This window comes from Brevundimonas sp. FV1ye4L, assembly GCF_058681255.1.
In genome coordinates this window covers 2,457,615-2,484,221 of sequence record NZ_CM178734.1, presented here as the reverse complement: position 1 = coordinate 2,484,221, position 26,607 = coordinate 2,457,615, and the positions used below count along the sequence as shown (strand labels likewise).

Annotated in this window: 25 protein-coding genes; 18 read left to right on the top strand and 7 right to left on the bottom strand. The window is 67.8% G+C overall.

From position 1 onward, the window contains the following. The first annotated feature begins 128 nt into the window (after positions 1-128). The 8 genes from ACW17X_RS11985 to pnp all read left to right on the top strand — a co-directional run bounded on the left by ACW17X_RS11985 (position 129) and on the right by pnp (position 7,945). Positions 129-1,292, top strand: coding sequence for a DegT/DnrJ/EryC1/StrS family aminotransferase (locus tag ACW17X_RS11985; RefSeq protein WP_492097650.1), 1,164 nt, complete (start codon positions 129-131; stop codon positions 1,290-1,292). 4 nt (positions 1,293-1,296) lie between these two features. Beyond that, a complete protein-coding gene (locus tag ACW17X_RS11980) occupies positions 1,297-2,229 on the top strand; it encodes a Gfo/Idh/MocA family protein (protein WP_492097648.1) in 933 nt (310 codons plus the stop codon). 47 nt (positions 2,230-2,276) lie between these two features. Continuing rightward, the gene (locus ACW17X_RS11975; protein ID WP_492097647.1) at positions 2,277-2,801 is read left to right on the top strand and encodes a hypothetical protein; all 525 of its coding nucleotides are present in this window, start codon (positions 2,277-2,279) and stop codon (positions 2,799-2,801) included. Positions 2,802-2,859: 58 nt separating this feature from the next. Further along, positions 2,860-3,537: a DUF2459 domain-containing protein gene (locus tag ACW17X_RS11970; protein WP_492097645.1), complete on the top strand. Its 678-nt coding sequence runs from the start codon at positions 2,860-2,862 to the stop codon at positions 3,535-3,537. 65 nt (positions 3,538-3,602) lie between these two features. Then, positions 3,603-4,061, top strand: a complete 459-nt coding sequence (gene rbfA / locus ACW17X_RS11965; RefSeq protein WP_492097643.1) for a 30S ribosome-binding factor RbfA — start codon at positions 3,603-3,605, stop codon at positions 4,059-4,061. Between the two features lie 121 nt (positions 4,062-4,182). Then, the gene (gene truB, locus ACW17X_RS11960; protein ID WP_492097641.1) at positions 4,183-5,115 is read left to right on the top strand and encodes a tRNA pseudouridine(55) synthase TruB; all 933 of its coding nucleotides are present in this window, start codon (positions 4,183-4,185) and stop codon (positions 5,113-5,115) included. Positions 5,116-5,188: 73 nt separating this feature from the next. Further along, the gene (gene rpsO, locus ACW17X_RS11955; protein ID WP_492097639.1) at positions 5,189-5,458 is read left to right on the top strand and encodes a 30S ribosomal protein S15; all 270 of its coding nucleotides are present in this window, start codon (positions 5,189-5,191) and stop codon (positions 5,456-5,458) included. Positions 5,459-5,707: 249 nt separating this feature from the next. Beyond that, positions 5,708-7,945: a polyribonucleotide nucleotidyltransferase gene (gene pnp, locus ACW17X_RS11950; protein ID WP_492097637.1), complete on the top strand. Its 2,238-nt coding sequence runs from the start codon at positions 5,708-5,710 to the stop codon at positions 7,943-7,945. Between the two features lie 94 nt (positions 7,946-8,039). Here pnp and ACW17X_RS11945 read toward each other — a convergent pair whose 3' ends face one another. Continuing rightward, on the bottom strand, positions 8,040-8,441 hold the full coding sequence (locus tag ACW17X_RS11945) for a Tat pathway signal protein (RefSeq protein ID WP_492088395.1): 402 nt from the start codon (positions 8,439-8,441) through the stop codon (positions 8,040-8,042). A gap of 146 nt (positions 8,442-8,587) precedes the next feature. Here ACW17X_RS11945 and ahcY point away from each other — a divergent pair, with 146 nt between their 5' ends. The 4 genes from ahcY to ACW17X_RS11925 all read left to right on the top strand — a co-directional run bounded on the left by ahcY (position 8,588) and on the right by ACW17X_RS11925 (position 13,147). After that, positions 8,588-9,979 carry an adenosylhomocysteinase gene (ahcY, locus tag ACW17X_RS11940; protein WP_271164922.1) on the top strand — a complete coding sequence of 464 codons (1,392 nt, stop codon included), beginning with the start codon at positions 8,588-8,590 and terminating at the stop codon, positions 9,977-9,979. Positions 9,980-10,003: 24 nt separating this feature from the next. Then, on the top strand, positions 10,004-11,209 hold the full coding sequence (locus ACW17X_RS11935; RefSeq protein WP_492097635.1) for a BaiN/RdsA family NAD(P)/FAD-dependent oxidoreductase: 1,206 nt from the start codon (positions 10,004-10,006) through the stop codon (positions 11,207-11,209). A gap of 206 nt (positions 11,210-11,415) precedes the next feature. After that, positions 11,416-12,111, top strand: coding sequence for a LolA family protein (locus ACW17X_RS11930; protein WP_492097633.1), 696 nt, complete (start codon positions 11,416-11,418; stop codon positions 12,109-12,111). A 238-nt stretch (positions 12,112-12,349) separates the two neighbouring features. After that, positions 12,350-13,147: an exodeoxyribonuclease III gene (locus tag ACW17X_RS11925; protein WP_492097631.1), complete on the top strand. Its 798-nt coding sequence runs from the start codon at positions 12,350-12,352 to the stop codon at positions 13,145-13,147. A 1-nt stretch (position 13,148) separates the two neighbouring features. Here the strand turns inward: ACW17X_RS11925 and yczR are convergent, their stop codons facing one another. Further along, on the bottom strand, positions 13,149-14,597 hold the full coding sequence (gene yczR, locus ACW17X_RS11920; protein ID WP_492097629.1) for a MocR-like transcription factor YczR: 1,449 nt from the start codon (positions 14,595-14,597) through the stop codon (positions 13,149-13,151). Between the two features lie 60 nt (positions 14,598-14,657). Between yczR and yczE the strand changes: the two genes are divergently transcribed. Next, positions 14,658-15,254, top strand: coding sequence for a membrane protein YczE (gene yczE, locus ACW17X_RS11915; protein ID WP_492097627.1), 597 nt, complete (start codon positions 14,658-14,660; stop codon positions 15,252-15,254). 3 nt (positions 15,255-15,257) lie between these two features. On the opposite strand, the gene ACW17X_RS11910 is transcribed toward yczE, so the two are convergent. Together ACW17X_RS11910 and ACW17X_RS11905 are read right to left on the bottom strand one after the other, a co-directional pair. Further along, entirely contained in the window at positions 15,258-15,944 is a 687-nt protein-coding gene (locus tag ACW17X_RS11910; RefSeq protein WP_492097625.1) for a response regulator transcription factor, read from the bottom strand. Between the two features lie 80 nt (positions 15,945-16,024). Then, positions 16,025-16,723, bottom strand: coding sequence for a YggS family pyridoxal phosphate-dependent enzyme (locus ACW17X_RS11905; RefSeq protein WP_492097623.1), 699 nt, complete (start codon positions 16,721-16,723; stop codon positions 16,025-16,027). Between ACW17X_RS11905 and ACW17X_RS11900 the strand changes: the two genes are divergently transcribed. Beyond that, positions 16,722-17,366 carry a thiamine phosphate synthase gene (locus tag ACW17X_RS11900; protein ID WP_492097621.1) on the top strand — a complete coding sequence of 215 codons (645 nt, stop codon included), beginning with the start codon at positions 16,722-16,724 and terminating at the stop codon, positions 17,364-17,366. The two genes, ACW17X_RS11905 and ACW17X_RS11900, sit on opposite strands and share 2 nt — an antisense overlap. A 37-nt stretch (positions 17,367-17,403) precedes the next feature. Here ACW17X_RS11900 and ACW17X_RS11895 read toward each other — a convergent pair whose 3' ends face one another. Further along, positions 17,404-17,796, bottom strand: coding sequence for an NtrZ family periplasmic regulatory protein (locus ACW17X_RS11895; RefSeq protein ID WP_492088404.1), 393 nt, complete (start codon positions 17,794-17,796; stop codon positions 17,404-17,406). A 369-nt stretch (positions 17,797-18,165) separates the two neighbouring features. On the opposite strand from ACW17X_RS11895, the gene ACW17X_RS11890 reads away from it, so the two are divergent. The 4 genes from ACW17X_RS11890 (at position 18,166) to holA (ending at position 22,881) form a co-directional block, all read left to right on the top strand. Further along, positions 18,166-18,618 carry a DUF3576 domain-containing protein gene (locus ACW17X_RS11890; protein WP_492097619.1) on the top strand — a complete coding sequence of 151 codons (453 nt, stop codon included), beginning with the start codon at positions 18,166-18,168 and terminating at the stop codon, positions 18,616-18,618. Positions 18,619-18,803: 185 nt separating this feature from the next. Beyond that, on the top strand, positions 18,804-21,353 hold the full coding sequence (gene leuS / locus ACW17X_RS11885) for a leucine--tRNA ligase (protein WP_492097618.1): 2,550 nt from the start codon (positions 18,804-18,806) through the stop codon (positions 21,351-21,353). Next, the gene (gene lptE, locus ACW17X_RS11880; RefSeq protein ID WP_492097616.1) at positions 21,353-21,832 is read left to right on the top strand and encodes an LPS assembly lipoprotein LptE; all 480 of its coding nucleotides are present in this window, start codon (positions 21,353-21,355) and stop codon (positions 21,830-21,832) included. The genes leuS and lptE overlap by 1 nt, the downstream gene beginning before the upstream one ends. Next, positions 21,829-22,881: a DNA polymerase III subunit delta gene (holA, locus tag ACW17X_RS11875; protein WP_492097614.1), complete on the top strand. Its 1,053-nt coding sequence runs from the start codon at positions 21,829-21,831 to the stop codon at positions 22,879-22,881. Before lptE ends, holA begins: the two co-directional genes overlap by 4 nt. A 10-nt stretch (positions 22,882-22,891) precedes the next feature. Here holA and ACW17X_RS11870 read toward each other — a convergent pair whose 3' ends face one another. Both ACW17X_RS11870 and ACW17X_RS11865 read right to left on the bottom strand, forming a co-directional pair. After that, positions 22,892-25,303, bottom strand: coding sequence for a DNA translocase FtsK (locus ACW17X_RS11870; RefSeq protein WP_492097612.1), 2,412 nt, complete (start codon positions 25,301-25,303; stop codon positions 22,892-22,894). A 90-nt stretch (positions 25,304-25,393) separates the two neighbouring features. Continuing rightward, positions 25,394-26,485 (bottom strand): Acg family FMN-binding oxidoreductase, encoded by a 1,092-nt coding sequence (locus tag ACW17X_RS11865; protein WP_492097611.1) that lies wholly within the window; start codon positions 26,483-26,485, stop codon positions 25,394-25,396. Positions 26,486-26,607 lie beyond the last annotated feature (122 nt).

Below are 26,607 nucleotides of genomic sequence, written 5' to 3'. Positions count from 1 at the left end.
GCGAAGTGACGCCGCTCCGTTTGGCCCCCGCGCCTGATCTTGCTAGGAGGGCGGCCAGCCTAGCGGCCGGACCCGTCGGTCCGCCGCCCCCGAATCGCCGCCCCGCCTCGCCATGGAGAGCGCCTCTCATGATCCCCTTCATCGACCTTCAGGCCCAGCGCCTGCGTCTCGCCGGCAAGATCGAGGCCGCCGTTCAGGAGGCCGTCGTCGGCGGCGCCTGGGTGATGGGGCCTCAGGTCCGTCAGTTTGAGGCCGACCTGGCCGCCTTCGGTCAGGCCAAGCACGCCCTGGGCTGCGCCAACGGCACCGACGCCCTGATCCTGCCGCTGATCGCCTGGGGAATCCGCACCGGAGACGCCGTCTTCTGCCCCAGCTTCACCTTCACCGCGACGGCCGAGGTCGTGCCCTGGCTGGGCGCCTCGCCGGTGTTCGTGGACGTGGACGCGCGCACCTACAACATGGACCCCGTCCGCCTGGAGGCCGCCATCGAGGCGGTCAAGGCCGAGGGTCGCCTGACGCCCAAGGTGGTCATCGCCGTCGATCTGTTCGGCCAGCCGGCCGACTATCCCGCCATCCGGGCCATCTGCGACCGCCACGGCCTGAAGCTGATATCGGATTCGGCGCAAGGCTTCGGCTGCACCCTGGACGGACATCATCCGCTGAAGTGGGCCGATGTCACGACCACCAGCTTCTTCCCGGCCAAGCCGCTGGGCTGCTACGGCGACGGCGGGGCGGTGCTGACGAACGACGAGGATCTGGCCCAGGAGATGGATTCCCTGCGCGTCCACGGAAAAGTGGTGGCCAAGGATCTTCAGGCCGGCGCGGCCGCCTTCACCCACGATCCGAAATATCTGGCCATGCGCATCGGCATGAACAGCCGGCTGGACACCATCCAGGCCGCCATCCTGATCGAGAAGCTGAAGGTGTTCGGCCAGGAGATCGAATGGCGCAACCGAATCGCCGCCCGCTACAATGAACATCTGGCGCCCCATGTGGCGGCCGTGCCCCACGTCATCGACGGCGGCGTGTCCATCTGGGCCCAGTACACGATCGAACACGCGGACCGCGACGGCCTGATCGCCCACCTCAAGGACGAGGGCGTGCCTACGGCCGTCTATTATCCCGTGCCTATGCACCTGCAGCCGGCCTATGGGCGCTTCCCGCACGGCGCCGGCGGCCTGCCCGTCACCGAGCGGCTGAAAGACGTGGTCCTCAGCCTGCCCATGCACGCCGATCTGGACGAGGCGACCCAGGACAAGGTCATCGCCGCCGTCGCCAGCTACAAGGGCTAAGACCATGCCGAACACCCCCGTCCTCAAGTTCGGCGTCGCCGGCGTCGGCGTCATGGGCCGCAACCATGCGCGCGTCGCCTCCGAGATGCGCGAGTTCGACCTGACCACCGTCTTCGATCCCGATAGCGTCGTCGCCGACGGCGTCGCCGCCGCCTATGAGGCGGCCCCGGTCACCACGGCCCAGGCCTTCATCGACGCCGGTCTGGACGCCGCCGTCGTGGCGACGCCGAACCGCTTCCACGCCGACATCGGCGTCGCCCTTCTGGAAAAGGGCGTCCACGTCCTGGTCGAGAAGCCGATCGCCGCCACGGTCGCCGACGCCCAGCGGATGATCGACGCCGCCAAGGCCAATGACCGCGTCCTGATGGTCGGCCAGGTCGAGCGGTTCAATCCGGCGGTCGAGACCGTCAAGCGCGCCGTCGCCGACGACGAAATCATCTCCATCCAGGTCACCCGCGTCGGCCCCTTCCCGCCCCGCATGGGCGATGTGGGCGTGGTCATCGACCTGGCGGTCCACGACATCGACATCATCCGCCACCTGACCGGCTCCGAGATCGTCGAGGTCCAGCCGCAGCTGGCCCGCACCCGCGCCGAGCGCGAGGACACGGCCCTGCTGCAGTTCCGGCTCGACAATGGCGTGATCGCCCACATCACCACCAACTGGGTCACGCCCTACAAGACCCGCACCCTGCAGGTCGCCACCAAGACCAAATTCATCGTCGCCGACCTGATCACCCGCCAGGTCACCGAATATTTCGGCCAGCAGCCCGACGGCTCCTACTCCACCCGGATGCTGAACAGCTGGCCGGCCGAGCCCCTGAGGAAGGAGCTGGAAGCCTTCGCCCGCGCGATCCACACCGGCGAGACCCCGGCGGTGACGGGCGAAGACGGTCTGCGGAACCTCGAGGTCGCCCTGCGCTGCCTGGGGGAACACTGATCGGGGCGAGGCCTAAAGTCGCCGCAATGGTTGGGAAAGGAAGAGACATGCGCTCGCCCCTCGCCCCGCTTCTCGTCGTCTCTGGCCTCGTCGCCCTGCTGACCGTGTCGGCGGCCGCACCCGCGCACGCCGACACCCGCTATTTCTCGTATAACGCCACGGACCGGATCACCCAGGCCCTGACCAAGGGGATCACGCTTCAGGTCCGACGCGGCCTGTTCGGGGCGATCAGTGTCGAGCGGCTGTTCTCGACCACGGCGCGCGGCTCGGCCGATTTCACGCGCGGCGGCCCGGACGCAGCGCGGCGGGCCCTGCCCGAGGGCGCCCGCGAGACTGACCTCTATGTAATTGAACAGACCGGCGACGGACGCGGCCTGGCCCGCGCCCTCTGCCCCGGCGCGGACGAAGTCTGGCTTGTGATGAGCCGCATCCGCGCGCCCAGGCCCCTGACCATGCAGGCCGTGGGTCGCTGGAGCGACGGCGCCTATCGCCACTGCGTGACCCTGAGCTACGAATGGCGCGGCGAATGGCAGACCGCGCCGGCGTCGCCGTTCGACGATACCGCCTCCTAGCGCCTGTCACGCTTGATCGCTTATCCTCGCGGCTGAAGAGGCGTTCGGAGAGACGACGATGCGTTGGGCCCTGCCCCTGGCGGTTCTGATCGGCGTAATCGCCGCCCTGCTGACCTGGACCCGGCCGGGCGGGCCTATCCCGCCGGACGCCAACACACCGGTCGCCGTCTATCTGCTGGATAACGGCTTCCACACAGATCTGGCTGTGCCTCGCGCCGCGCTAGAACGGCGCGGCGGGGCACTGGGACAGGCCGTAGCGACCCTGGCGCCGGGCGACTGGATCCTGATCGGCTGGGGCGACGCGACCTTCTACGTCGATCAAAGCCCGATCTCGGATCGGCTGCCCGACGGCGCGCGCGCCTTCTTCCGACCGGGCAATCCGTCCGTCCTGATGCTGGACCCGGAGGCCCAGGATCCCCGCGACCGCTACACCGCAAACCGCCGCGCGGCCCTGAGCCTGACACCCGCCGCCTTCGACCGGATGGCGGGGCGGATCGAGGCCTCGCTGGACCTGTCTCACGGCGCGCCGCGTGTGGCCGCCGCCCGTCCCGGCGACGACGCCCGCTTCTTCGCCGGTCGAGACACCTTCTCGATTCTGCACCTGTGCAACCACTGGACGGCCGGGGTGCTGAACGCCGGCGGGGTGACGGTCCGCCCGGCCCGCTCGATTTTTTCGGCCGAGGTGATGCGGTCCGCCCGAGCGGCGGAACTGGACAGGACGGCTCCACGCGCCTAGACCGCCCGACTTTCGCTTATCCGGCCGGGTCCGAGCCCCGGCGGGCGAACAAGAAGGAGCGGCCGATGGCCCACAAACAGCATACTCGCAATTCCTCCGGCCCGGCCGGTCCCAGCCAACGCCAGCTGCGCGCCGGCGAACTGATCCGTCATGCCCTGGTCGACATCCTGCGCGAGGAGGACATCCACGACGAGGCGCTGGCCGGCGTCTCCGTCACCGTGACCGAGGTTCGTCTGTCGCCGGACCTGAAACACGCCACCTGTTTCGTCGAACCCCTGGGCGCCGGCGTCGAGGCCGCCCCGACCACGGGCCATGAGAGCGAGATCATCAAGGCGCTGAACGTCCACGCCAAATTCCTGCGCGGCCAGTTGGGCCGCCGGCTGGACATGAAGTTCACCCCCGACCTGCGCTTCCGCCACGACGAAAGCTTCGACGCCGCCAGCCATATCGACCGCCTGTTCGAAGACCCCCGCGTCCGCGCCGACCTGGAACGCCGCGACGACGAGAGCGAGGGCGACGCCTAATGACCCGGCCCCAAGTTGCGCCTAGCGCGGTAGGCCGAGCATCGCGGCCTCAAGTAGCGCAAAGCGCGGTAGGCCAAGCATCGTGGCCTCAAGCAGCGCCAAGCGCGATAGGCCCAGCATAATGGCCCGCAAGAAGAAGGGCGACGTGATCGACGGCTGGGTCTGCCTGGACAAGCCGTTCGAGATGGGATCGACCGAGGCGGTCAGCCGCATCCGCCGCCTGTTCAACGCCCAGAAGGCCGGTCACGCCGGGACGCTGGATCCGTTGGCCAACGGCATCCTGCCCATTGCGCTCGGCGAGGCGACCAAGACCGTGCCGATGATGATGGAAGCGCAGAAGGTCTATCGCTTCACCATCAACTGGGGCGTCTCGACCGACAGCGTGGACCGCGAGGGCGAGATCATCGGCCGCTCGGACGTTCGTCCCTCGGTCGAGGCGGTGAAGGCCGCCCTGCCCGCCTTCGTCGGCGAGATCGACCAGACCCCGCCCCGCTTCTCGGCCATCAAGGTGGACGGCGCCCGCGCCTATGACCTGGCCCGCGACGGAGTGGAGTTCGAGCTTCAGGCGCGCCGCGTCACCATCTACTCGGCAGAAGTTACCGACGCGCCGGACGCCGATCACGTCGAACTGACCATCCGCACCGGCAAGGGCGTCTATGTCCGGTCGCTGGCGCGCGATCTGGCGGCCGTCCTGGGCGCAGAGGGGCATGTTTCGGCCCTGCGGCGCGAGCGGGTGGGACCGTTTCATACCGAAAACGCCGTGACGCTGGATTTTCTCGAGGATTTGGTGCATAGGGGCGCCGCCTCGGAAGGCTTGCTTCCCGTTGCGACCGCCCTGGACGACATCCCGGAGCTGGCCGTGACGGATCAGGACGCCTTCTCGCTTCGGCAGGGACGCCCGATCGTTCTGCTCCCCCGTCAGGTGGAAACCCTCAAGGATCGCCTTTCCGGCGGTTCGCGAACGGTTTCAGCCTTTCAGGGCCAGACCCTCGTCGCCCTCTGTCAGTTGCGGGCCGGCCGGTTAGAACCCGACCGCGTTTTCAATCTTTCCTGATCGCCTGATCAGGGGACTCCAACCCGGCCTCAAGTCGCGCGAAAGCGCGGTAGGCCACCAAGGGAGACTTACGATGTCGGTTACTGCTGAACGCAAGCACGAGATCATCGCCGATAACGCCCGCACCGCTGGCGACACCGGCTCCGCCGAGGTTCAGGTCGCGATCCTATCGGAACGCATCTCCAACCTGACCGAACACTTCAAGACCCACAAGAAGGACAACCACTCGCGTCGTGGCCTTCTGAAGATGGTGTCGCAACGTCGCCGTCTGCTCGACCACCTGAACAAGGTCGACGCCGCTCGCTACCAGGCGCTCATCTCCAAGCTGGGCCTGCGCCGCTAAGGCGTCGGATCAGTGTAAGACTGTATTTCGAGGCGCGGGCGGTCACGTCCGCGCCTCGTTGTGCGATTAGAACCGACCTGGGCGCCGCAGGACTTTACGGCGCAGACGCGAGGGCCATGCCGGTCCTCAACCCGGGTCTTTCGCGATGGCGCGGCGACCCCTGGATCGAAGGACTGAACGCCCGACGCATCCGCCCCCAATGATGGGACCCCGCACGGAATACGCCGTCCGGGATACGAAAGACGAAATATGTTCGATATCAAACGCAAGACGATCGAGTGGGCCGGACGCCCGCTGACCCTGGAAACGGGCCGCATCGCCCGCCAGGCCGACGGCGCCGTGCTGGCGACCTACGGCGAGACCGTGGTTCTGGCCACCGTCGTCTATGGCCGCTCGCCCAAGCCGGGTCTGGATTTCTTCCCCCTGACCGTCAACTACCAGGAAAAGACCTTCGCCGCCGGCAAGATCCCGGGCGGCTACTTCAAGCGTGAAGGCCGTCCCAGCGAGAAGGAAACCCTGGTTTCCCGCCTGATCGACCGTCCGATCCGCCCGTTATTCGTCAAGGGCTTCAAGAACGAGACCCAGGTCGTCATCACCGTGCTGCAGCACGACATGGAAAACGATCCGGACGTCCTGGGCATGGTCGCCGCCTCGGCCGCCCTGACCATCTCGGGCGTGCCCTTCATGGGCCCCATCGGCGCCGCGCGCGTCGGCCTGATCGACGGCGAGCTGGTTCTGAACCCGACCGTCGATCAGATCCCGGCCTCTGACCTGGACCTGGTGGTCGCCGGTACGCAAGACGCCCTGATGATGGTCGAATCCGAAGCCAAGGAGCTGTCGGAAGAGAAGATGCTCGAGGCGCTGATGTTCGCGCACGCCGGCATGCAGCCGGTGATCGACGCCATCATCGATCTGGCCGAACACGCCGCCAAGGAGCCCTTCGACTTCCAGGCCGAAGACCACTCCGACGTCGTCGCCTCGATCAAGAAGCTGGTCGGCGAGGACATCAAGTCCGCCTACACCCACCCCGGCAAGTACGAGCGTCGCTCGGGCGTCGATGCGGCCAAGAAGACCGCCGCCGCCGCCCTGGTGAAGACCGACGAGAACCCCGAGGGCGTCGACAGCTCCAAGTTCTCGGCCGCCTTCAAGGAATGCGAAGCCGACGTCCTGCGTCGCGACATCATCGAGAACGCCCACCGCGTCGACGGCCGCGCCCTCGACAAGGTCCGCGCCATCGTGTCGGAAGTCGGCGTCCTGCCGCGCACCCACGGTTCGGCCCTGTTCACCCGCGGCGAAACCCAGGCCCTGGTCGTCGCCACCCTGGGCACCGGCGAGGACGAGCAGTACATCGACAGCCTGCAGGGCACCTACAAGGAAAGCTTCCTGCTGCACTACAACTTCCCCCCCTATTCGGTGGGTGAAGCGGGCCGCATGGGTTCGCCCGGCCGTCGCGAAATCGGTCACGGCAAGCTGGCCTGGCGCGCGATCCGTCCGATGCTGCCGTCGAAGGAAGACTTCCCCTACACCATCCGCCTGGTCTCCGAGATCACCGAGTCGAACGGCTCGTCCTCGATGGCCACGGTCTGCGGTTCGTCGCTGGCCCTGATGGACGCCGGCGTGCCGCTGATCCGTCCGGTCTCGGGCATCGCCATGGGCCTGATCCTGGAGCCGTCGGGCGAGTTCGCCATCCTGTCGGACATCCTGGGTGACGAAGACCACCTGGGCGACATGGACTTCAAGGTCGCCGGCACCTCGGAAGGCATCACCAGCCTTCAGATGGACATCAAGGTCGCCGGGATCACCAAGGAGATCATGAAGCAGGCCCTGACCCAGGCCTCGGCCGGTCGCCTCCACATCCTGGACGAGATGTCCAAGGCCATGGATGCGCCGCGCGCCGAACTGGGTGAGCATGCGCCGAAGATCGAAACCATCAAGATCGCGGTCGACAAGATCCGTGAAGTGATCGGTTCGGGCGGCAAGGTGATCCGCGAGATCGTCGAGAAGACCGGCGCCAAGATCGACATCGGCGATGACGGCACCATCAAGGTCGCCGCCAACGACCAGGAGAAGATCGACGCCGCCAAGGCCTGGATCCAGTCTATCGCCTCGGAACCGGAAGTCGGAACCATCTACTCCGGCAAGGTCGTCAAGGTCGTCGATTTCGGCGCCTTCGTGAACTTCTTCGGCGCCAAGGACGGCCTGGTCCACGTGTCCCAGATCGCTCTGGAACGCGTCGCCAACCCGGCCGACGTCCTGTCGGAAGGCCAAGAGGTCAAGGTCAAGTTCCTGGGCTTCGACGATCGCGGCAAGACCAAGCTGTCGATGAAGGTCGTCGATCAGTCGACGGGTGAAGACCTGACCGACAAGATCAACGCCGAACGCGCCGAGCGTGGCGAAGAGCCTCTGTCGGACGACACCGGCGGCCGTCCGAAGCGCGAAGGCGGCGGTGATCGCGGTGGCGATCGCGGTCGTCGTCGTCGCGACTAAGCCTTAAGGCTCGTCCGAAAAGAAAAAGGCCCCGCCGGCGACGGCGGGGCCTTTTTCATTCCTCTGCCGCAAAAAGCGGCGCGTCCGCTGGCGATCAGAGGGCCAGCACCGTCCCGAGCAGCACGCGGGCGCCCGCGCGGCCCAAGGTGGCGTTGGTGGCCGCCTGAAGCTCGGCCGTCAGTCGATCCAGATCGGGGACCGCGCCGGGGCGAAGTCCATTGGCGAACCTCTGGGCGGCGATGGCATATGCGGCGCGAAGCCGCGGCGCCGACTGCTGCGCACGGGTTCGAAGCGTCGCGTCCGGCACATCCACGCCGGTCTCGACCGAAAACACGCCACGCCCGCCATTGGCGCGCAGGATCGAGGCCGTGACGATCGGCAGTCTGAAATAGGTGTCCGCCGACGGGGCGGCGGCGCCGCCCGAAGAGGCGCGGGCGGGGGTCGAGGCGGCGGCCGTCGCGACGAGGGCGAGACCGAGAAGGGCGCGGCGTTCCATCCCTTTAGCCTAACCGATCAGGCTTAAGAAACTGCTGAGCCCGCCATCAGGCATAGCGCATATAAGGATATCCTTATGTGTTTATTGCTCCTTCATCGTCTGCGGGCTAGAAGGGCTGGAAATCCCCTGCGGCCAGGAGCCCTCCCATGACCGACTACATCATCCGCGACATTTCTCTGGCCGACTGGGGCAAGAAGGAAATCGACATCGCCGAAACGGAAATGCCAGGCCTGATGGCTCTGCGCGCCGAGTTCGGCGCGGCCCAGCCGCTGAAGGGCGCCCGGATCGCCGGCAGCCTGCACATGACCATCCAGACCGCCGTTCTGATCCAGACGCTGGAAGCCCTGGGCGCCGAGGTCCGCTGGGCCTCATGCAACATCTTCTCGACCCAGGATCACGCCGCCGCCGCCATCGCCGCCTCGGGCACCCCGGTCTTCGCCGTCAAGGGCGAGACGCTGGAAGAATACTGGGACTACGCCCACAAGATCTTCGAATGGGCCGACGGCGGCTATCCGAACCTGATCCTCGATGACGGCGGCGACGCCACCCTGCTGTGCGTGCTCGGCCCGAAGGCCGAGAAGGACATCTCGGTTCTGGCCAATCCCCAGAACGAGGAAGAAGAAGCCCTGTTCAAGGTGATGAAGCGCTACATCGCCGAGAAGCCCGGGTTCTATTCGGCCATTCGCGACGCCATCGGCGGCGTGTCGGAAGAAACGACCACCGGCGTCCACCGCCTGTACCAGATGTCGGAACGCGGCGAGCTGCCCTTCCCGGCTATCAACGTCAATGACAGCGTCACCAAGTCGAAGTTCGACAATCTGTACGGCTGCCGTGAATCCCTGGTCGACGCCATCCGTCGCGGCACCGACGTCATGCTGTCGGGCAAGGTCGCCGTGGTCTGCGGCTACGGCGACGTGGGCAAGGGCTCGGCCGCCTCGCTGCGCCAGGGCGGCGCCCGCGTGATCGTGACCGAGATCGACCCGATCTGCGCCCTGCAGGCCGCCATGGAAGGCTATGACGTCCAGACCCTGGACGACGTCGCCGACAAGGCCGACATCTTCGTCACCGCCACCGGCAACAAGGATGTGATCACCGTCGATCACATGCGCCGGATGCGTCACAACGCCATCGTCTGCAACATCGGCCACTTCGACTCCGAGATTCAGGTGGCCGGCCTGAAGAACTTCAAGTGGGACGAGATCAAGCCTCAGGTCCACCACATCGAATTCCCCGGCGGCAACAAGATCATCCTGCTGTCGGAAGGCCGCCTGGTGAACCTGGGCAACGCCACGGGCCACCCCTCCTTCGTGATGTCGGCCTCCTTCACCAACCAGACCCTGGCTCAGCTGGAACTCTGGACCAACAAGTCGGCCTATGAGACCAAGGTCTACACCCTGCCCAAGCATCTGGACGAGAAGGTCGCCGCGCTGCACCTCGGCAAGCTGGGCGCCAAGCTGACCGTGCTGAACAAGGAACAGGCCGATTACATCTCCGTGCCGCAAGAAGGCCCGTTCAAGCCCGAGCACTATCGCTACTAAGGCCCATATCCCGGAGCCGGTCTCGTGAGCCGGGCGTCTTTCGACGTCCTGGTGGTCGGGGCCGGCGCTGCGGGCATGATGTGCGCCGCCGAGGCCGGGCGGCGCGGCCGTCGGGTCCTGGTCGTCGATCACGCGGCCAACCCCGGCGAGAAGATCCGCATCTCCGGCGGCGGACGGTGCAATTTCACCAATCTGGGCTGCGGGCCGGCGAACTTCCTGGGTGAGAACCCCAGGTTCGCCACCTCGGCCCTGCGCCGCTTCACCCAGCACGACTTCATCAAGCGCGTGGACCGGGCCGGTATCGCCTGGCACGAGAAGACCCTGGGCCAGCTGTTCTGCGACGACAGCGCCAAACAGATCGTCCGCATGCTGACCGACGACATGGCGGCGGCGGGCGTGACCCTGAAGATGAAGACCGGCGTCGAGCGCCTGGCGAAAACGGGCGAGGCCTGGACCATCGACCTGTCGGACGGAACCCAGGTCACGGCGGCGGCCCTGGTCGTGGCGACCGGCGGCAAGTCGATCCCCAAGATGGGCGCGACCGGCTGGGCCTATGAGGTCGCGCGCCAGTTCGATATCCGCGTCACCGACACCCGTCCGGCCCTGGTCCCCCTGACTTTCGAGGCGGGCCTGCTGGAGACCCTGACGCCGCTGGCGGGCGTGGCCGTGGACGCCCGCGTCGCCTCGGCGCCCGACACAAGGGCGCGCAAGGCGGCCTTTAACGAGGCCATGCTGTTCACCCATCGCGGCCTCAGCGGCCCGGCCATATTGCAGATCAGCTCCTACTGGCGCGAGGGCGAGGCCATCGTCGCGTCCATGGCGCCCGGCCGCGACGTCTTCAACGAACTGAAGGCGGCCAAGACCGCAAACGGGCGTCAGGCCGTGCATACGGCCCTGGGCCATGTGGTGCCGCGACGGCTGGCGGAAAGCCTGTGCGCGCGCGAGGGCGCGGCGGGCAATCTGGCCGATCTGTCCGACGCGACGCTGCGGCGGCTGGATCAGGCGGTCAACGCCTGGAGCGTCAAGCCGGTCGGGTCCGAAGGCTATCGCACCGCCGAGGTAACCCTGGGCGGGATCGACACCGCCGCCCTGGACCAGCAGACCCTGGCCGCCAAGGCGGTTCCCGGCCTGTATTTCATCGGCGAGGCGGTCGATGTCACCGGCTGGCTGGGCGGCTATAATTTCCAGTGGGCCTGGTCGTCCGGCTGGGCCGCCGGGCAGGTCTGCTAGATCGTCGGACATTGCCGATCAGTCGGTCGGGAACGGCTGGCGGGCGAGCCCGTTTATCCCGCCTCTGTCTTCCTAAGCTTCAGTATTGCGATGAACAGGGCTTCATCGGAGCGCCGGAATATGGTCAGGCTCGCGTCATTCCGACGCCAAGCCGGCCGGGCAAGACAGCAGGACCGCTGACCATTCCCGACTGGGAGACTGACTTGATGACCGAACGCACCCACTCCACGACCCAAGCCGCCGTCGCCGACGCTGCGGACCTTGACCGGCGCCGGCTGCTGCTTGGCGCGGGCCTCTTGACCGGGGTTGCGGCCCTCGGCCTGTTTGACGCGGCTGAGGCGCAATCCAGCCTTTCGGCCGAAGATCGCGCCGTGGTGCAGCAGGCCCAGGCCTATCTGCAGGCCCTGACGTCGGCCCAGGGCGGCTTCGTGGAGACGGGACCAGGCGGCCAGCGTCGCGAAGGCCGCTTCTATCTGCAGCGCCCCGGCAAGATGCGGTTCGAATACACCAATCCGGCCGGGCTGCTGGTCGTGTCGGACGGCTACAACGTCAAACGCTATGATCCGCGCTTGAACAATTTCCAGCAGGTCCCGCTGGGGCGGACGCCGCTGTCGACCTTCCTGGCGCGCAATGTCCGTCTGGATCAGGGCGTGCGGATCGATCGCGTTACCCGCATGAATGCGGGCGCCTTTACGATCACGGCCCGGGATTCGGGACGGCCCAATGACGGGTCTGTGGTCCTGGCCTTCGCCGGCAGTCCGATCCGCCTGAGCGAGTGGACCATCACCGACGCCCAAGGGGCCCGCACCCGGACGCAGCTTACCAACTTAAGGCCGGCGTCCGGCCTGTCGGCCAGCCTGTTCCAGCTGCGCGATCCGACGCGTCGTCCGGGCCGCAACTGACGCGGTCTTTTTCGCCGATCAAGGGTATCGATCCGTTGCCGGATGATCACGGCCAAACGTCAAATATGACAATTTGACCTTTTCCGTCGGGCGTGACATCAAGAGCACAGGACGGCGGCGGCCGTTCTACCGCCTCGGATGCATCCCCCTCCCGGCGGCGAGAGAGACGATCACCTTCATGAGCCCGGCCCGTAGCGGCCGGGCCTTTTTTATCCGCCGGGGCCTGCTACAGCGGGCCATGACAATTCGCCTCGCTACCTGGAACATCAACTCCGTCCGCCTGCGCATCGACCAGGTCGCCCGATTCGTCGCCGAACGCGCGCCCGACGTCCTGCTGTTGCAGGAGATCAAATGCACGACGGACCAGTTTCCGCGCGCTGATTTCGAAGCCATGGGCCTGCCGCACCTGCGGGTGGCGGGCCAAAAGGGGTGGCACGGCGTGGCCATCGCCTCGCGCCTGCCGCTGGAGGACAGCGACACCTTCCAGGTCTGCAAATTGGGCCACGCGCGTTGCGTTTCGGCGCGGGTCGCCGGGATCGACGTGCAGAACTTCTACATCCCCGCTGGCGGCGACGTGCCGGATCGCGCGCTGAACCCGAAGTTCGATCACAAGATGGACTTCTACGAGCAGCTGACCGCCATCGTCGCCAAGCAGGACAAGGCGCGCCCCCTGGTCATGGCCGGCGACTTCAACATCGCCCCGGGCGAGGGCGACGTCTTCAATCATCGCTACATGTCCAAGATCGTCAGCCACACGCCGATCGAGGTCGAGACCCTGAACCGGCTCCAGGCCACGGGCGGTTTTGCCGACGTGCTGCGCGACCGCTTCCCCGAACCGCAGAAGCTGGCCAGTTGGTGGAGCTATCGCGCGGCGGACTTCCGCAAATCCAACCGCGGGCTGCGCCTGGACCACATCTGGACCTCTCCCGGCCTGACCCCCGCCGTGGTCAAGGACACCGCCCGGATTCACGACGACGTCCGCGAATGGGACCGCCCGTCGGACCACGCGCCCGTGACGGTCGATCTGGACGTGTGAGTTAATAGACGGCGACGGGCTTGCTCGCGACCGGCGCGTTCGATTTGCGCCTGCCGAGCGTCTTCGCCGCTTTCGCCAACCGATCTACAGCCTCGTCCAGTTCGCTCTCGGCAAGGGTGTAGGGCAGGCGCAGCCGGCGTTCGAAGGCGCCGTCCACGCCGAAGCGCGGGCCGGCCGCGAGGATCAGGCCCTGCGCCGCCGCCTGGACCGTCAGGCTGGAACTGATGGCCCCCGGCAGCTTGACCCAAAGCGACAGGCCCCCGGCCGGCCGGGGGCAGGACCAGTCTGGCAGGCGTTCCCCCAGGCGGGCGCGAAGGTGATCCCGCCGCCCTCGCAAAAGCGGACGTCGCGCCGCCAAGGCCGCGCCGCCGTCGGTCAACAGTTCCACGGCCGCCAGCTGCTCCAGAATCGGGACGCCGAGATCGAAACTGGCGCGGCTCTGGGCCAGGCGCTGGATCACCGCGCGGTCGGCGCGGATCCAGCCGATGCGAAGACCGCCCCAGACGCTCTTGGACATGGAGCCCAGCCGCACGACGCGTGGGGCGTCCACCGCCGAGGCGGTGAGCGCCGGCGGGCCGCTGAGCGTCAGCTCGACCAGGGTCTCGTCCAGCACCAGCAGGGTCTCCGAGCCCTTCAACCCGGCCAGAAGTCGGGCGCGGTCCGGGGCGCGCATCATCCGGCCGGTCGGATTGTTATGGTCCAGCACCAGATAGGCCATCGGCGCGCCGCTGCTGCGGCAGGCCGAGACCAGACTGTCCACGTCCCAGCTGTCGCCGTCGTCGGGCAAGGCGACCGGCGTCGGCCGCCCCCCAGCGGCCAGGATGGCGTCGATCGCCTGAGGATAGGTGGGGTGATCAAACACCACCGGGGCGCCGGGCCGAACGGTCAGGCGCAACAGATGAACCAGCCCGTTGTGGGCGCCGTGGGTGATCAGGATCTGACCCGGCGACGTCGCCAGGCCCCGTCGTCGATAGCCCTGGGCCACGGCCTCGCGGAGTTCCTCGAGGCCCTCCGGCTCATAGCCATGGCCGGGCAGGTTGGCGGGAAGTCGCTCCAGCGCCCGCACATAGGCGGCGTGGACATTGGGGTCGGCGGGAAGGACGGCCGCCGTCAGATCGATCATCCCCGGCTTTGGCGACCCGTCTGGCTGCGGCTGGCGAGGGGCGGGCCCGGCCGGGAGACTGGTGCGCGCCGCCTCCCCCTGTCCGCCGACCAAAAACCCGTCATCCCGGAGTCGTCCATAGGCGGCCGATACGGTCGTACGGCTCAAACCCAGGGCCTGAGCCACTTCGCGCTCGCCCGGCAGGCGGGCTGCGAGCGGCAGACGCCCGTCGAGGATCAGAAGTCGTACCGCTGCGGCGAGCTGCCGGTAGGCTGCGCCCCCCCCCGACGAACGCCAGGCGCCGAGATGGCGGACAAGGGGGCCTAGGCCGATGGAGCGAGGGGACATGAGGCCAGAATGCCATAACTGGCCCTTTTTTGCGCGTCCAGTTATGCGCAAACCGTCGAAATGACCCGCCGCCTTCTCCAACTCTTCGCCGGCCTCCTCCTCTACGGCCTGTCCATCGCCCTGATCGTTCGGGCCGATCTGGGGCTGGATCCCTGGGATGTGCTGAATCAGGGTGTGTTCGAGCGGTTTGCCGACCCAGCCGGAATCAGCGTCGGCCTGGTGGTCAATCTGATCGGTATGGCCGTGCTGCTGCTATGGATTCCCCTGCGCCAGCGGCCTGGAATAGGGACTGTGGCCAATGTTCTGGTGATCGGCACAGTGGCGAACTTCGGTCTGGACTGGATCCCGTCTGACCTGGCCCTACCGGTCCGGGCGGGCCTGTTGGGCGCGGGCATCGTGCTGAACGGCGTCGCCAGCGGGGCCTATATCGGCGCGGGCCTGGGTCCGGGTCCGCGCGACGGCCTGATGACGGGCATCGTAGCGCGCACCGGTTGGCCGGTGAAATGGGTCCGAACGGCGATCGAGCTGAGCGTCATCGCCTTGGGCTGGCTGCTGGGCGGCTCGGTCGGCGCGGGCACGGTGCTTTACGCTTTGACCATCGGCCCGCTGGTCCACCTGTTCCTGCCGATGCTCACGATCCCTGCGACGAAGCGCTGACGTCTAGGGCTGCAGTCGATACCCGCCCGCGTCGGTCAGCAGCAGGCGGGCCTGGCCGGGCTCGGGTTCGATCTTCTGGCGCAGGCGATAGATGTGGGTTTCCAGCGTGTGGGTGGTGACGCCGGCGTTGTAGCCCCAGACCTCGGTCAGCAGCTCCTCGCGCGACACGGGCTTGGCGCCGGCGCGGTAGAGGTATTTGAGGATGTTGGTTTCCTTTTCGGTCAACCGCACCTTCTTGCCCTTGGCGTCCATCAGGACCTTGGCGGCGGGCCGGAACTCGTAGGGACCGATGGAGAAGACGGCGTCTTCCGACTGTTCGTGGCTGCGCAGATGGGCGCGGATGCGGGCCAGCAGGACGGCGAACCGGAAGGGCTTGGTGACATAGTCGTTGGCGCCGGCGTCCAGGCCCAGGATGGCGTCGGCGTCGGCGGATTGGGCCGTCAGCATGATGACGGGGGTCGAGACCCCGTCCTTGCGCAGCAGGCGGCAGGCCTCGCGGCCGTCCATGTCCGGCAGATCGACGTCCAGCAGAATCAGGTCGGCGCGGATTTCGCGCCCCATGCGGACGCCGTCCGCTGCGGTTGCGGCCTGCTGAGTCTTGAACTCCTCGTGAAGATTCAACTGCTCGGCCAGGGCCTCGCGCAGGTCGTCGTCGTCGTCGATGATCAGAATGGTCTTGGGCGTGGGCATGGACAGACAATGGCGAGGCTTGGCCCCCGCGCCAAGGCTTGGGGGTGCGAATTCACGTCGGGTTACGGCCTAGAGGGTGTTTAAGGACGATTTCGTTCCCCGAACAACGCCGTTCCCACGCGAACATGGGTGGCGCCGCAGCGAATGGCGGTCTCGTAGTCGCCGCTCATCCCCATCGACAGGACCGAAAGTTGGTTTCTGTCAGCGATCTGTTTCAGCAGGACGAAATGGGGCGTCGGACCTTCATCCGCCGGCGGAATACACATCAGACCGTCGACCGAGAGTCCGTAGGTGTCGCGCGCGGCGTGGATCAGGGCGTCGGCGTCGTCGGGCAGGACACCCGCCTTCTGGGGCTCTGCGCCGGTGTTGACCTGGATCAGGACCCGCGGCGCGCGGTTGAGCTTTGTCGCCGCCTCGGACAGGGCGCGCGCCAGTTTTTCGCGGTCCAGGGTCTCGATCACGTCGAACAGGGCCACGGCGTCCTCGGCCTTGTTGGTCTGCAAGGGACCGATCAGACGCAGTTCCAGGGCGTTCAGACCGGGGAGGCGCTCGGTCCAGCGGCCTTGGGCCTCCTGCACCCGGTTTTCGCCGAACACCCGCTGGCTTGCGGCCAGTATGGCGTCGATGGCCTCGGGCGGCTGGGTCTTGGACACGGCGGTCAGGGTGACGGCGGCGGGATCCCGTCCGGCCGCGCGGCAGGCCGCGTCGATTCGCGCGCGAACCTCGGCCAGGTTTTCGGCGATGGACGCGGACGAGGAAGCAGGGGAAGTAGGGGTCATGATCCTGTCGGCCGATTACAGCGATGAGGCGCGCGCGCTCTGGGATGCGGCGACCGCTCTAAACCGCGCCGCCGCTGCTGTCAGCCCGAAGGCCGCCGGTTTGCCGCCACTGTTGTTCTTTACCGACCCGGATCGCACGCCCCGGCCTTGGGAGACGGCGGCGCGCTTGCCGGCCGGATCGGCGGTCGTCTATCGCGCCTTCGGCGCCGAAGATGCGGCCGAGACGGGGGCGAAGCTGCGGCGCGCCACCCGTGATGCGGGCGTGAAACTGCTGGTCGGGCGGGACCAGGCCCTGGCCGAGGCCGTCGAGGCGGACGGCCTGCACCTGCCCGAGCGCGAGGCGGCGCGGGCGGCCTCGGTCCGCCGGGCCCATCCCGGTTGGCTGCTGACGGCGGCCCGGCATGGCGGAGGTCATCAGACCCAGGATCTGGACGCCCTGGTGCTGTCGCCGATTTTTCCGGCAGGCGGGGCGTCAGCGGTCAAGCCGCCTATGGGCGTCGAGGCCTTGCGCCGATGCGCGGACACGGCGGACCTGCCCGTCTATGCGCTCGGCGGCGTGGATGCGCAGACGGGTCCAGACCTGATCGGCTCAGGCGCGTGCGGACTGGCGGGCGTCGCCGCGATCCAGTTCGCGTTTCGATGACGCCCGTCGCGCTCGGATCTGATCCGAACGGCGAAGGTCAGAACTTGAAGATGGTTTCGAGCCGGACGCGGGGCTGGGCGCGGCCGTTCGTTTCGGGCGCGCGAGCCGGGTCAGCCTCGGGCGAGGCCACCGCCGCCGCAGCGCCGACACGCAGACGGTCGTTCAAGCGGTAGTAGGCGCCCGCCTCGACGTCGCCCCAGTCGGTTTCACGGCCCACCGGCTGGTTCAGATTGAAGTCGAGGCCCCAGCGGCCGTTGTCGTTCAGACGCAGACCGCGGCGTTGTTGAGCCGGGGCGTTGCGCTGTGCGGCCTGAGCTTCGGCCAGAGAAACAGTGGGCGCGCGCGAAGGCGCGGTCTGGGCAAGCGCGGGGGCGCCGACGGCGAACGCCATCGCTGCAACCACCACCACGGAAAAATCGCCGAGACGCATCCTGCACCCTTTAGACGCCTTCGATTGAAGACGTCTTAACCTGAACCGACCTTTTTGGTCGTGAACGCCGCGATTAGACACCGGGGGTCCTCCCGGTCAACGCAACGTGGTCCAGATCACCCGGTTCCTCGCATTGTTGCGGTGCGATGTGGCTCAAGCGTCACGGGAATTGGCGAAAAACGACCCTCGCTGTCAGCGCGCTGTCACAGAACACGGAAAGCCGTATCGTCTTCGTCGGGCGGTTCGCCTTGTCATCGCCCCTTTTGCCCGTGTTATAGAGCCACGCAGCGTCGCCCCCCGAAAGGCGAAATGTCGTTCGCGCGTGTGGGCGAGGGCCCCCACGTCCCTGAGTTTACGGAGACTTCCTTGATGAGCCTCAACAAGGCCCTGGTTCGCGGCGTCGCTGTCGCCCTGGTCTCGGGCGTCGCCCTGAGCGCCTGCTCCAGCATTCCCTTCGTCGGCGGCGGCGACAAGACGCCCAAGACCGACGTGCAGCAAGGCATCGGCGTCAACGGCTATCTGTGGCGCGCCTCGCTGGACACCCTCAGCTTCATGCCGCTGCTGACCGCCGATCCGTGGGGCGGGGTCATCAACTATGACTGGTACGCCAACCCCCAGACGCCGAACGAGCGCTTCAAGGCGACCGTCTTCATCCTGGACACCCGTCTGCGCGCCGACGCGCTGAACGTCACGGTGACCAAGGAAGTGAAGGGCGCCGATGGTCAGTGGACCGCCGCCCCGGTCGCCGCCCAGACCGAGGCCGATCTGGAAAACGCCATCCTGACCAAGGCGCGCCAGCTGAACCTGTCTAATGCGGGCTGAAGCAGGCGAACGCCTGATTCAGCTTTCCTTGTAGGTGCTACCGCCCTTCGAGCTGCTTAAGCACCGTTTGGCTTAGACTCAGCCGTCGTTCTCGGACAGCCGAGACGCATTACTTCTTGGGCGCTGTCGTCCTTCGGGCTAGTGAGCCGGGAGGGCGGCAGCGCCCTTTTGACTTCAGGACGACCGTGGCCCGTTACGAACCCAAGACCGCCGAACCCCGCCAGCAGGCTCGCTGGGCGGACGCCTCCGCCTTCGTGACGAAGGACACCGGCAGGCCGAAATACTATGTGCTTGAAATGTTTCCCTATCCCTCGGGGAACATCCACATGGGCCACGCCCGCAACTATGTGATGGGCGACGTGGTGGCGCGGTCCAAGCGCGCCCAGGGCTATGACGTCCTGCACCCGATGGGCTGGGACGCCTTCGGCATGCCGGCCGAGAACGCGGCCATGGAGCGCGGCATCCACCCCAAGGGCTGGACCTACGACAATATCGCCCAGATGCGGGACCAGCTGAAGCTGCTGGGCCTGTCGCTGGACTGGTCGCGCGAATTCGCGACCTGCGACCCGGAATATTACGGCAAGCAGCAGGCCTGGTTCCTGGAGCTGTATCGGCGCGGCCTGGTCTATCGCAAGGACGGGGTGGTCAACTGGGACCCGGTCGACAACACCGTCCTGGCCAATGAACAGGTCATCGACGGGCGCGGCTGGCGCTCGGGCGCCGTGGTCGAGAAGCGCAAGCTGAACCAGTGGTTCCTGCGCATCACCGACTACGCCGACGATCTGATCGACGGTCTGAAGACCCTGGACCGCTGGCCCGAGAAGGTCCGGTTGATGCAGGAAAACTGGATCGGCCGCTCCAAGGGTCTGCAGATGACCTGGGCTTTCGCTGGTCAGGCCCCCGCCGGTTACGAATCCGGCGTCGAAATCTACACTACCCGGCCCGACACCCTGTTCGGGGCCAGTTTCCTGGGCCTGGCGCCGGATCACCCGATCTCGAAACAGCTGGCCGAGGCCGATCCGGCGGTGGCGGACTTCGTCGCCAAATGCCGCGCGGGCGGCACGTCCCAGGCCGACATCGACCAGGCCGAGAAGATCGGCTGGGACACGGGCCTGAAGGTTCTCCATCCCTTCACCGGAGCCGAGGTTCCGGTGTGGATCGCCAACTTCATCCTGTCGGAATACGGCACGGGCGCCATCTTCGCCTGCCCGGCCCATGACCAGCGCGACCTGGACTTCGCCCGCAAATACGGCCTGCCGGTGATCCCGGTGGTCCGTCCCGAGGGCGCGGGCGACGACTTCGCCGTGGGCGACGAGGCCTATACCGGCCCCGGCTCCATCTTCCATTCCGACTTCCTGGACGGCCTGGACATCGAGGCGGCCAAGGCCGAGGCGGTCCGCCGCGTCGAGGCGGCCGGCACGGGCCAGGGCGCGACCATCTATCGCCTGCGCGACTGGGGCGTTTCGCGCCAGCGCTACTGGGGCTGCCCGATCCCGATCATCCACTGCCCGTCCTGCGGACCGGTGGAGGTTCCCGCCGACCAACTGCCGGTCGTCCTGCCCGACGACGTGACCTTCGACGTGCCCGGCAACCCGCTGGATCGCCACCCCAGCTGGAAACACGTCAAATGCCCGTCCTGCGGCCAGGACGCGACGCGCGAGACCGACACGCTCGACACCTTCGTCGACTCCAGCTGGTATTTCGCCCGTTTCACCGACCCGACCGCGGCCGAGCCGATCAACACCGAGGCGGCGAACCGCTGGCTGGCGGTGGATCAGTATATCGGCGGGGTCGAGCACGCGGTGCTGCACCTGCTGTACGCCCGCTTCATCACCCGCGCCCTGTCCGACGCCGGCATGTTGTCAGTGAAGGAGCCGTTCGCCGGCCTGTTCACCCAAGGGATGGTGGTCCACGAGACCTATCGCCGCCAGGCCGGCCAGTGGGTTGAGCCCACTGATGTCGAGCTCAGCAATGACAACGGCGTCCGCTCCGCGCGCCAGCTGTCGACCGGCGAGACCCTGGTCATCGGCGACATCGAGAAGATGTCCAAGTCCAAGAAGAACGTCGTCGCGCCCCAGGAAATCCTGGAATCGCATGGCGTGGACGCCGGCCGTCTGTTCGTCCTGTCCGACAGTCCGCCCGAACGGGACGTGCAGTGGACCCCCGGAGGGGTCGAGGGCGCCAGCCGGTTCGTGCAGCGCACCTGGACCTTGTTCGACACCTATGACGCGGGCTTCGCGGGCGAGGACAAGGCCAACGCCGAGCTGCTGCGCGAGACGCACAAGGCCATCAAGGCCGTGTCCGAAGGGGTCGAGGGCTTCCGCTTCAACTCGGCCATCGCCAAGCTGTACGCCTTCGTCGCCACCGTCCGCGACAGCGCCCAGGCCGGCGGCGACGCCAAGCGTCAGGCCCTGTCCGCCCTGGCCCGCCTGATCGCCCCCTTCACCCCGCACCTGGCCGAGGAATGCTGGACGCAGCTGGGCGAAGACGGGATGGTTCTGGACGCGCCGTGGCCCGTGTGGGACGCTGCGCTGGCGGCCGACGACGAGGTGGTCCTGCCCATCCAGATCAACGGCAAGCGTCGCGCGGAAATCCGCGTGCCGCGCGGCATGGAGCCCGCCGAGGTCGAGGCCCTGGTTCTGGCCGACGAGACCGTGCAGGCGCGTCTGGAGGGTCTGAGCGTGAAGAAGATCGTCGTGGTCAAGGACCGGATCGTCAATCTGGTGGCCGGCTGATGCGCGGTGCAGCGGTTTTCGCGGTCCTGGGCGCCCTGGCGGTCTCCGCCTGCGGCTTCACCCCCATGTACGCCGAGCCGGCCGTGGGTTCGCCCCTGCGCCGGATCGCCGTCTCGGTGCAGGACGACCGGCTGGGCTATCGGTTGCGCGAGCAACTGGAGGACGCCCTGGGCTGGGATCGTTCCGCTGCGCCCCTTTATCGCCTGACGACGCAGGTCGAGCAGGAGCGGCGCTCGCTGGGCCGCCGGATCGACGACACCGCCACCCGTTATGAGCTGACGGTCAAGGCGACCTGGACCCTGACTCCTGTGGCCGGCGGCGCGCCCGTCTCGGGCGTGGAGACCGTGACCACCACCTACGCCTCGGCCGACCAGCCCTATGCCGCCATCTCGGCCCAGCAGGACGGCGAAGAACGCGCCGCCTCCGAGCTGGCCCGGCGGATCCGTCTGGCCCTGATGCAGGCGCTGTCGAACCGGTGATCCTCGCCAAACGCCCAGAGATCGATCGCTTTCTGAAGGCGCCCGATCCGGCCATCCGGGCGGCGGTGATCCACGGCAAGGACCGGTCCGGCGTCGCCGAACGGGCTGAGGTCCTGTGCCGTACCGTCACCCCGGACCTGAACGACCCCTTCAATGTCACGGTCCTGACCGACAGCGACATCGACGGCGACGAGTCCAAGCTGGAAGAGGCCCTGACGGCCATGTCCCTGATGGGCGGGCGTCGTCTGGTGCGGATCCGGCTCTCGACGCTGAAACCCGGCGTGGACAAGGCCGTCGCCGCCGCCGTGAAGATCCATGCCGAGGGCGGCTATAATCCTGACGCCATGCTGGTGGTCGAGGCCGACCAACTGGGCCGCGACTCCGCCCTGCGCAAGACCGCCGAGAAGGAGAACGGAGCCGTCGGCATCGTCTGCTACGAGGACGAGACCGGCGATGTCGCCCGCATGACGCGCGAGGCCCTGGCCGTCGACAAGGTGGGCCTGACCGCCGACGCACTGGACCGGTTCGTCGGCCGCCTGCCGCGCGAGCGGGGCCTGATGCGTCAGGAGATCGAGCGCCTGGCCCTGTTCATCGGTCCCGGCTCGGGCCGGACCATCGATGTCGAAGAGCTGGAACAGCATCTGGGCGTCGAACCGGACGCCTCCTTGTCCGACGCGGCGCTTCAGGCCTTCGGCGCCCGTCCGGGTCCCGCCCAGTCGGGATTGAGGCGCGCCTTTGCTGAAGGCGAATCCTCGGTCCTGGCGGTGCGGTCTGCCGCGCTGCATCTGGGCCGGCTGCGGCGGATCAATATCCTGCAAGCCAATGGCGCGGGGGCCAAGGAGGCGGCCAAGGCGGCCGGGGTCTTCTGGAAACAGGAGGCGGAAATGCTGCGTCAGGCCCGCGCCTGGCGGCTAGAGGCGCTGGACGAGGTTCTGGACAGCATCAACACCGCCGACGTCGCCACCAAGACGACCGGCATGCCGGATCAGCTGATCGCCGAACGCCTGCTGCTGGAGATCGCCGGGCGGGCCAGACGTCTGGGGCTCTGAAGCCGGGTCGTCAGACCATCGGCGGGGGGCCGGCCAGGACATCGCGCTTGCCGGCGTGGTTGGCGGGACTGACCACGCCTTCCTGCTCCATCCGCTCGATCAGCGAGGCGGCGCGGTTGTAGCCGATCTGCAGACGGCGCTGGACGTAGCTGGTCGAGGCCTTGCGGTCGCGCGTGACCACGGCCACGGCGCGGTCGTAGAGGTCGTCGCCTGAGCCGCCGCCCCCGTCATCCATCGCCCCGTCGGCGTCGCCGTCCGGTTCGTCGGTGATCAGGTCGAGGTAGTCCGGCTCGGCCTGGGCCTTCAGGTGTTTGCAGACGTCCTCGACTTCCTTGTCGTCGACGAAGGGGCCGTGCAGGCGGGTGATGCGGCCGCCGCCTGCCATATAGAGCATGTCGCCCTGGCCCAGCAGCTGTTCGCCGCCCTGTTCGCCCAGGATGGTGCGGCTGTCGATCTTGGAGGTGACCTGGAAGCTGATCCGGGTCGGGAAGTTGGCCTTGATGGTGCCGGTGATGACGTCCACCGACGGGCGTTGCGTCGCCATGATCAGGTGGATGCCGGCGGCGCGGGCCATCTGGGCCAGGCGCTGGACGGCGCCTTCCACGTCCTTGCCGGCGACCAGCATCAGGTCGGCCATCTCGTCCATGACCACGACCAGGAAGGGCAGGGGCTCGGGCCGGATCTTCTCGGACTCGTAGACCGGGCGGCCCTGGTCGTCGAAACCGGTCTGGACCGTGCGTTCGAAATGCTCGCCTTTCGCCTGAGCTTCGCGGGCGCGCTCATTGTAGGAGGCGATATTGCGCACGCCCAGCTTGGACATGCGGCGATAGCGGTCCTCCATCTCGCGCACCGTCCACTTCAGGGCCACGACGGCCTTCTTCGGATCGGTGACGACGGGCGCCAGCAGGTGCGGGATGCCGTCATAGACCGACAGCTCCAGCATCTTGGGGTCGATCATGATGAAGCGGCATTCGGCCGGGCTGTGGCGATACAGGATCGACAGGATCATGGCGTTGACCCCCACCGACTTGCCCGAGCCGGTCGTGCCCGCGATCAGCAGGTGGGGCATCCGCGCCAGGTCGGCGACATAGGGTTCGCCGCCGATGGTCTCGCCCAGGGCCAGGGGCAGCAGGTGGCCCTTCTTGTCGTATTCGGCGCTGGACAGCAGGTCGCGCAGATAGACGGTCTCGCGCTTGGCGTTCGGCAGTTCGATGCCGATGGCGTTGCGGCCCTGGACCACCGAGATGCGGCAGGCGCGGGCGGACATGGACCGGGCGATGTCGTCGGCCAGGGCCACAACGCGGCCGTGCTTCACGCCGGGGGCGGGCACCAGTTCGTACAGGGTGACGACCGGGCCGGGGCGGATCTGGTCGATCACGCCGCGCACGCCGAACTCTTGCAAGACGCCTTCCAGCATCTTGGCGTTCTGCTTCAGCGAATCCTCATCGACCGCACCCACGCGCTGGGGGGGCTTAGTCAGTATGCCCAGCGGCGGCAGGTCGAAAGCGCCTTCCGGACGATCAAAGACGAAGGCCTGTTGGTCGGCGTCTTCCTTGCGGGGCTTGGGCGCCTTGACCGCAGCGACGCGCGGTTCGACCGAACGGGGCGCGGCGCGGGCGGCGGGGGCGGGTTCGTCCTCCCACGGCGGCAGGTCGTCATAGGCCGTCTGGGGACCGTCGGGATCCTGATCCGGGGCGAAGGCGGCGTCCATGACAGGCGCAGGCGCGCGAATCTCGGGCTTAGGCTTCGGCGCCGCCTTGGCGCGCGGTTTGCGGGCAGCCGGCGGGGGCGGCGCGGCGGGGGCGCGCAAGGACCTGCTCCAGTGGAGCGTATCGACGAAGTCCATGGCGCGCAGGCCGATGGCGAAACCGGTCAGCCATAGGCCGCCGCCGAGGAAGACCAGGCCCGCGATGATCCGTCCGCCGGGGATGCGCAGGGCGGCCAGGCCCTGGGCGGTCAGACCGGTGAAGGCGTCGCCCCACAGGCCGCCCAGACCGGCGGCCAGGGGCCAGGCGGCGGGCGCAGCCAGGGCGGCGAGGGCGCCGGACAGCAGCAGGGTCCCGGCGGTGGCGGCCAGGGCCTTGATCGGGCTGGGCTTCAATCTCTGCTGGATGGCGTCGCCGACGGCGCGGGCCAGGCCGAAGGCGACCAGCAACAGGGCGGCGGGCCAGGCGGCGAGGCCCAGCGACTGCATGAACAGGTCCGCGAACAGGGCGCCGTTGGCGCCCAGCCAGTTGGTGGTCGGCAGGCTGGAGGCGGCGTTCAGACTGGCGTCCGCCGGGTTCCAGGACACCAGGGCGACCAGCAGCAGGGTCGCCAGCAGGGCCTGAAGCACGCCCCGGAACCGCACGACAAAGGGCGCCTCCCACAGGATGCGGGCGCTGATCCAGGCCTGACGGCCGACGGCGAGGGCGGTGGACATGAAAGGCGTGACCTTCCGGGCGGGTGACGTTCGGCAGTCCTTTTCGCACCCTCAGGGTTAAGGGGTTGTTTACCAGCCCCGCCCAGATCCTCAGATGATCACCGACTCGATGGAGCGGCGTGGGGACAGAGGCAGGGCCGGGCCGTAGCCGAGCCTGAGCACCAGATTCGGGCGCTTGCCGCTCTCCCCGACCAGGGCGGCCAACTCGGGGCGCAGGGCCGCGACTTCGACCGGTTGGTTGACGAAGGCGTGGCGAAGGCCCAGGCCCGTCGCAGCCAGCATCAGCCGTTGGCAGGCCCGACCGACGGCGACCCAGTGGGCCGGGTCGGACCGTTCCGCCACGAAGACGGCCACGGCGGCGGATGAGGCGATCTGGGCCTGATAGCGGGCGTTCTCGCTCGCGGCGGTGAAGAACTGATCGAAGGCGAGCCCGCCCAGGGCGTCGGGCAGGACGGGGCTGCCGCTGGCCGCCGAAAACAGGCCGTCGCCGTGGCGAAGCGCCGCGCGCGGATTGAACCGCAACCACTGTTTCAGCTCGGCCATGAAGGCCGGATCGGCCATCTGGGCGGTGTTGCCGGCGACGACCAGTTCGCGGACGCCGTCCAGACTGGGCCGGTCGATCAGAAGATGGACGGCGATCCCTGGCGCTGTCGCCGCCTGGCGCAGACTCGCCAGCGCGCTCGCGGGTATGGGGCGGCCGTCATAGAGGGTGCGGCTGGAGCGTCGGGCCGGTATGGCGGCGAACAGGGGGTCCGGCTGGGCGGCGTCGGAGGTGAAGCTATAGCGCAGGCTCTGTCCGTCAGCGCCTACGGTGAGTTCGCCGGGGCGGCCTGTCGCGGCGGCGGCGATCCGCAGGTTTTCGGCTGCGCAGCCCAGGCTGACGAAGAGATGGTGGTCATCCGGATCAACCGCAGGAGTCCGCCGCGACAAGTCCGGCAGGATGTCGATGGCGCCGTCGGAGAGGCGAAACCGCCAGGGCTGGGTGTTGTGACCGCTGGCCGCCAGGGCCGCATAGCGGATCAGTTCGGTCAGGGGCGGCGCGTCTGTCAGGGGGGCGCGGAACCCGGCGGTCAGACGGTCGTAGTCGCCGCGCGATCCGGTCGAGGCCCGCCAACCGACGCCGCCGACCGCGCCCAAGGCGAGCGTAGCGCCCGCGCCGATCAGAATCCGTCGCCTGTTCACCGTCAGTCTCCTGCTCCCGACAATCTTGCGGCCGTCATCCGGTGATAGCCTTGACCTCGGTCAAGGTCCGTGGGGGCTGTGACGATTTCCAGTCTGGACCTTTACGTCATCGAGCGCGACAA

Excerpts from the sequence above, each read along its gene's own strand:
- ACW17X_RS11985 (WP_492097650.1), top strand. The coding sequence starts at position 129 with ATGATCCCCTTCATCGACCTTCAGGCCCAGCGCCTGCGTCTCGCCGGC.
- ACW17X_RS11980 (WP_492097648.1), top strand. The coding sequence starts at position 1,297 with ATGCCGAACACCCCCGTCCTCAAGTTCGGCGTCGCCGGCGTCGGCGTC.
- ACW17X_RS11975 (WP_492097647.1), top strand. The coding sequence starts at position 2,277 with ATGCGCTCGCCCCTCGCCCCGCTTCTCGTCGTCTCTGGCCTCGTCGCC.
- ACW17X_RS11970 (WP_492097645.1), top strand. The coding sequence starts at position 2,860 with ATGCGTTGGGCCCTGCCCCTGGCGGTTCTGATCGGCGTAATCGCCGCC.
- rbfA (WP_492097643.1), top strand. The coding sequence starts at position 3,603 with ATGGCCCACAAACAGCATACTCGCAATTCCTCCGGCCCGGCCGGTCCC.
- truB (WP_492097641.1), top strand. The coding sequence starts at position 4,183 with ATGGCCCGCAAGAAGAAGGGCGACGTGATCGACGGCTGGGTCTGCCTG.
- rpsO (WP_492097639.1), top strand. The coding sequence starts at position 5,189 with ATGTCGGTTACTGCTGAACGCAAGCACGAGATCATCGCCGATAACGCC.
- pnp (WP_492097637.1), top strand. The coding sequence starts at position 5,708 with ATGTTCGATATCAAACGCAAGACGATCGAGTGGGCCGGACGCCCGCTG.
- ACW17X_RS11945 (WP_492088395.1), bottom strand. The coding sequence starts at position 8,441 with ATGGAACGCCGCGCCCTTCTCGGTCTCGCCCTCGTCGCGACGGCCGCC.
- ahcY (WP_271164922.1), top strand. The coding sequence starts at position 8,588 with ATGACCGACTACATCATCCGCGACATTTCTCTGGCCGACTGGGGCAAG.
- ACW17X_RS11930 (WP_492097633.1), top strand. The coding sequence starts at position 11,416 with ATGACCGAACGCACCCACTCCACGACCCAAGCCGCCGTCGCCGACGCT.
- ACW17X_RS11925 (WP_492097631.1), top strand. The coding sequence starts at position 12,350 with ATGACAATTCGCCTCGCTACCTGGAACATCAACTCCGTCCGCCTGCGC.
- yczR (WP_492097629.1), bottom strand. The coding sequence starts at position 14,597 with ATGTCCCCTCGCTCCATCGGCCTAGGCCCCCTTGTCCGCCATCTCGGC.
- yczE (WP_492097627.1), top strand. The coding sequence starts at position 14,658 with ATGACCCGCCGCCTTCTCCAACTCTTCGCCGGCCTCCTCCTCTACGGC.
- ACW17X_RS11910 (WP_492097625.1), bottom strand. The coding sequence starts at position 15,944 with ATGCCCACGCCCAAGACCATTCTGATCATCGACGACGACGACGACCTG.
- ACW17X_RS11900 (WP_492097621.1), top strand. The coding sequence starts at position 16,722 with ATGATCCTGTCGGCCGATTACAGCGATGAGGCGCGCGCGCTCTGGGAT.
- ACW17X_RS11905 (WP_492097623.1), bottom strand. The coding sequence starts at position 16,723 with ATGACCCCTACTTCCCCTGCTTCCTCGTCCGCGTCCATCGCCGAAAAC.
- ACW17X_RS11895 (WP_492088404.1), bottom strand. The coding sequence starts at position 17,796 with ATGCGTCTCGGCGATTTTTCCGTGGTGGTGGTTGCAGCGATGGCGTTC.
- ACW17X_RS11890 (WP_492097619.1), top strand. The coding sequence starts at position 18,166 with ATGAGCCTCAACAAGGCCCTGGTTCGCGGCGTCGCTGTCGCCCTGGTC.
- lptE (WP_492097616.1), top strand. The coding sequence starts at position 21,353 with ATGCGCGGTGCAGCGGTTTTCGCGGTCCTGGGCGCCCTGGCGGTCTCC.
- ACW17X_RS11870 (WP_492097612.1), bottom strand. The coding sequence starts at position 25,303 with ATGTCCACCGCCCTCGCCGTCGGCCGTCAGGCCTGGATCAGCGCCCGC.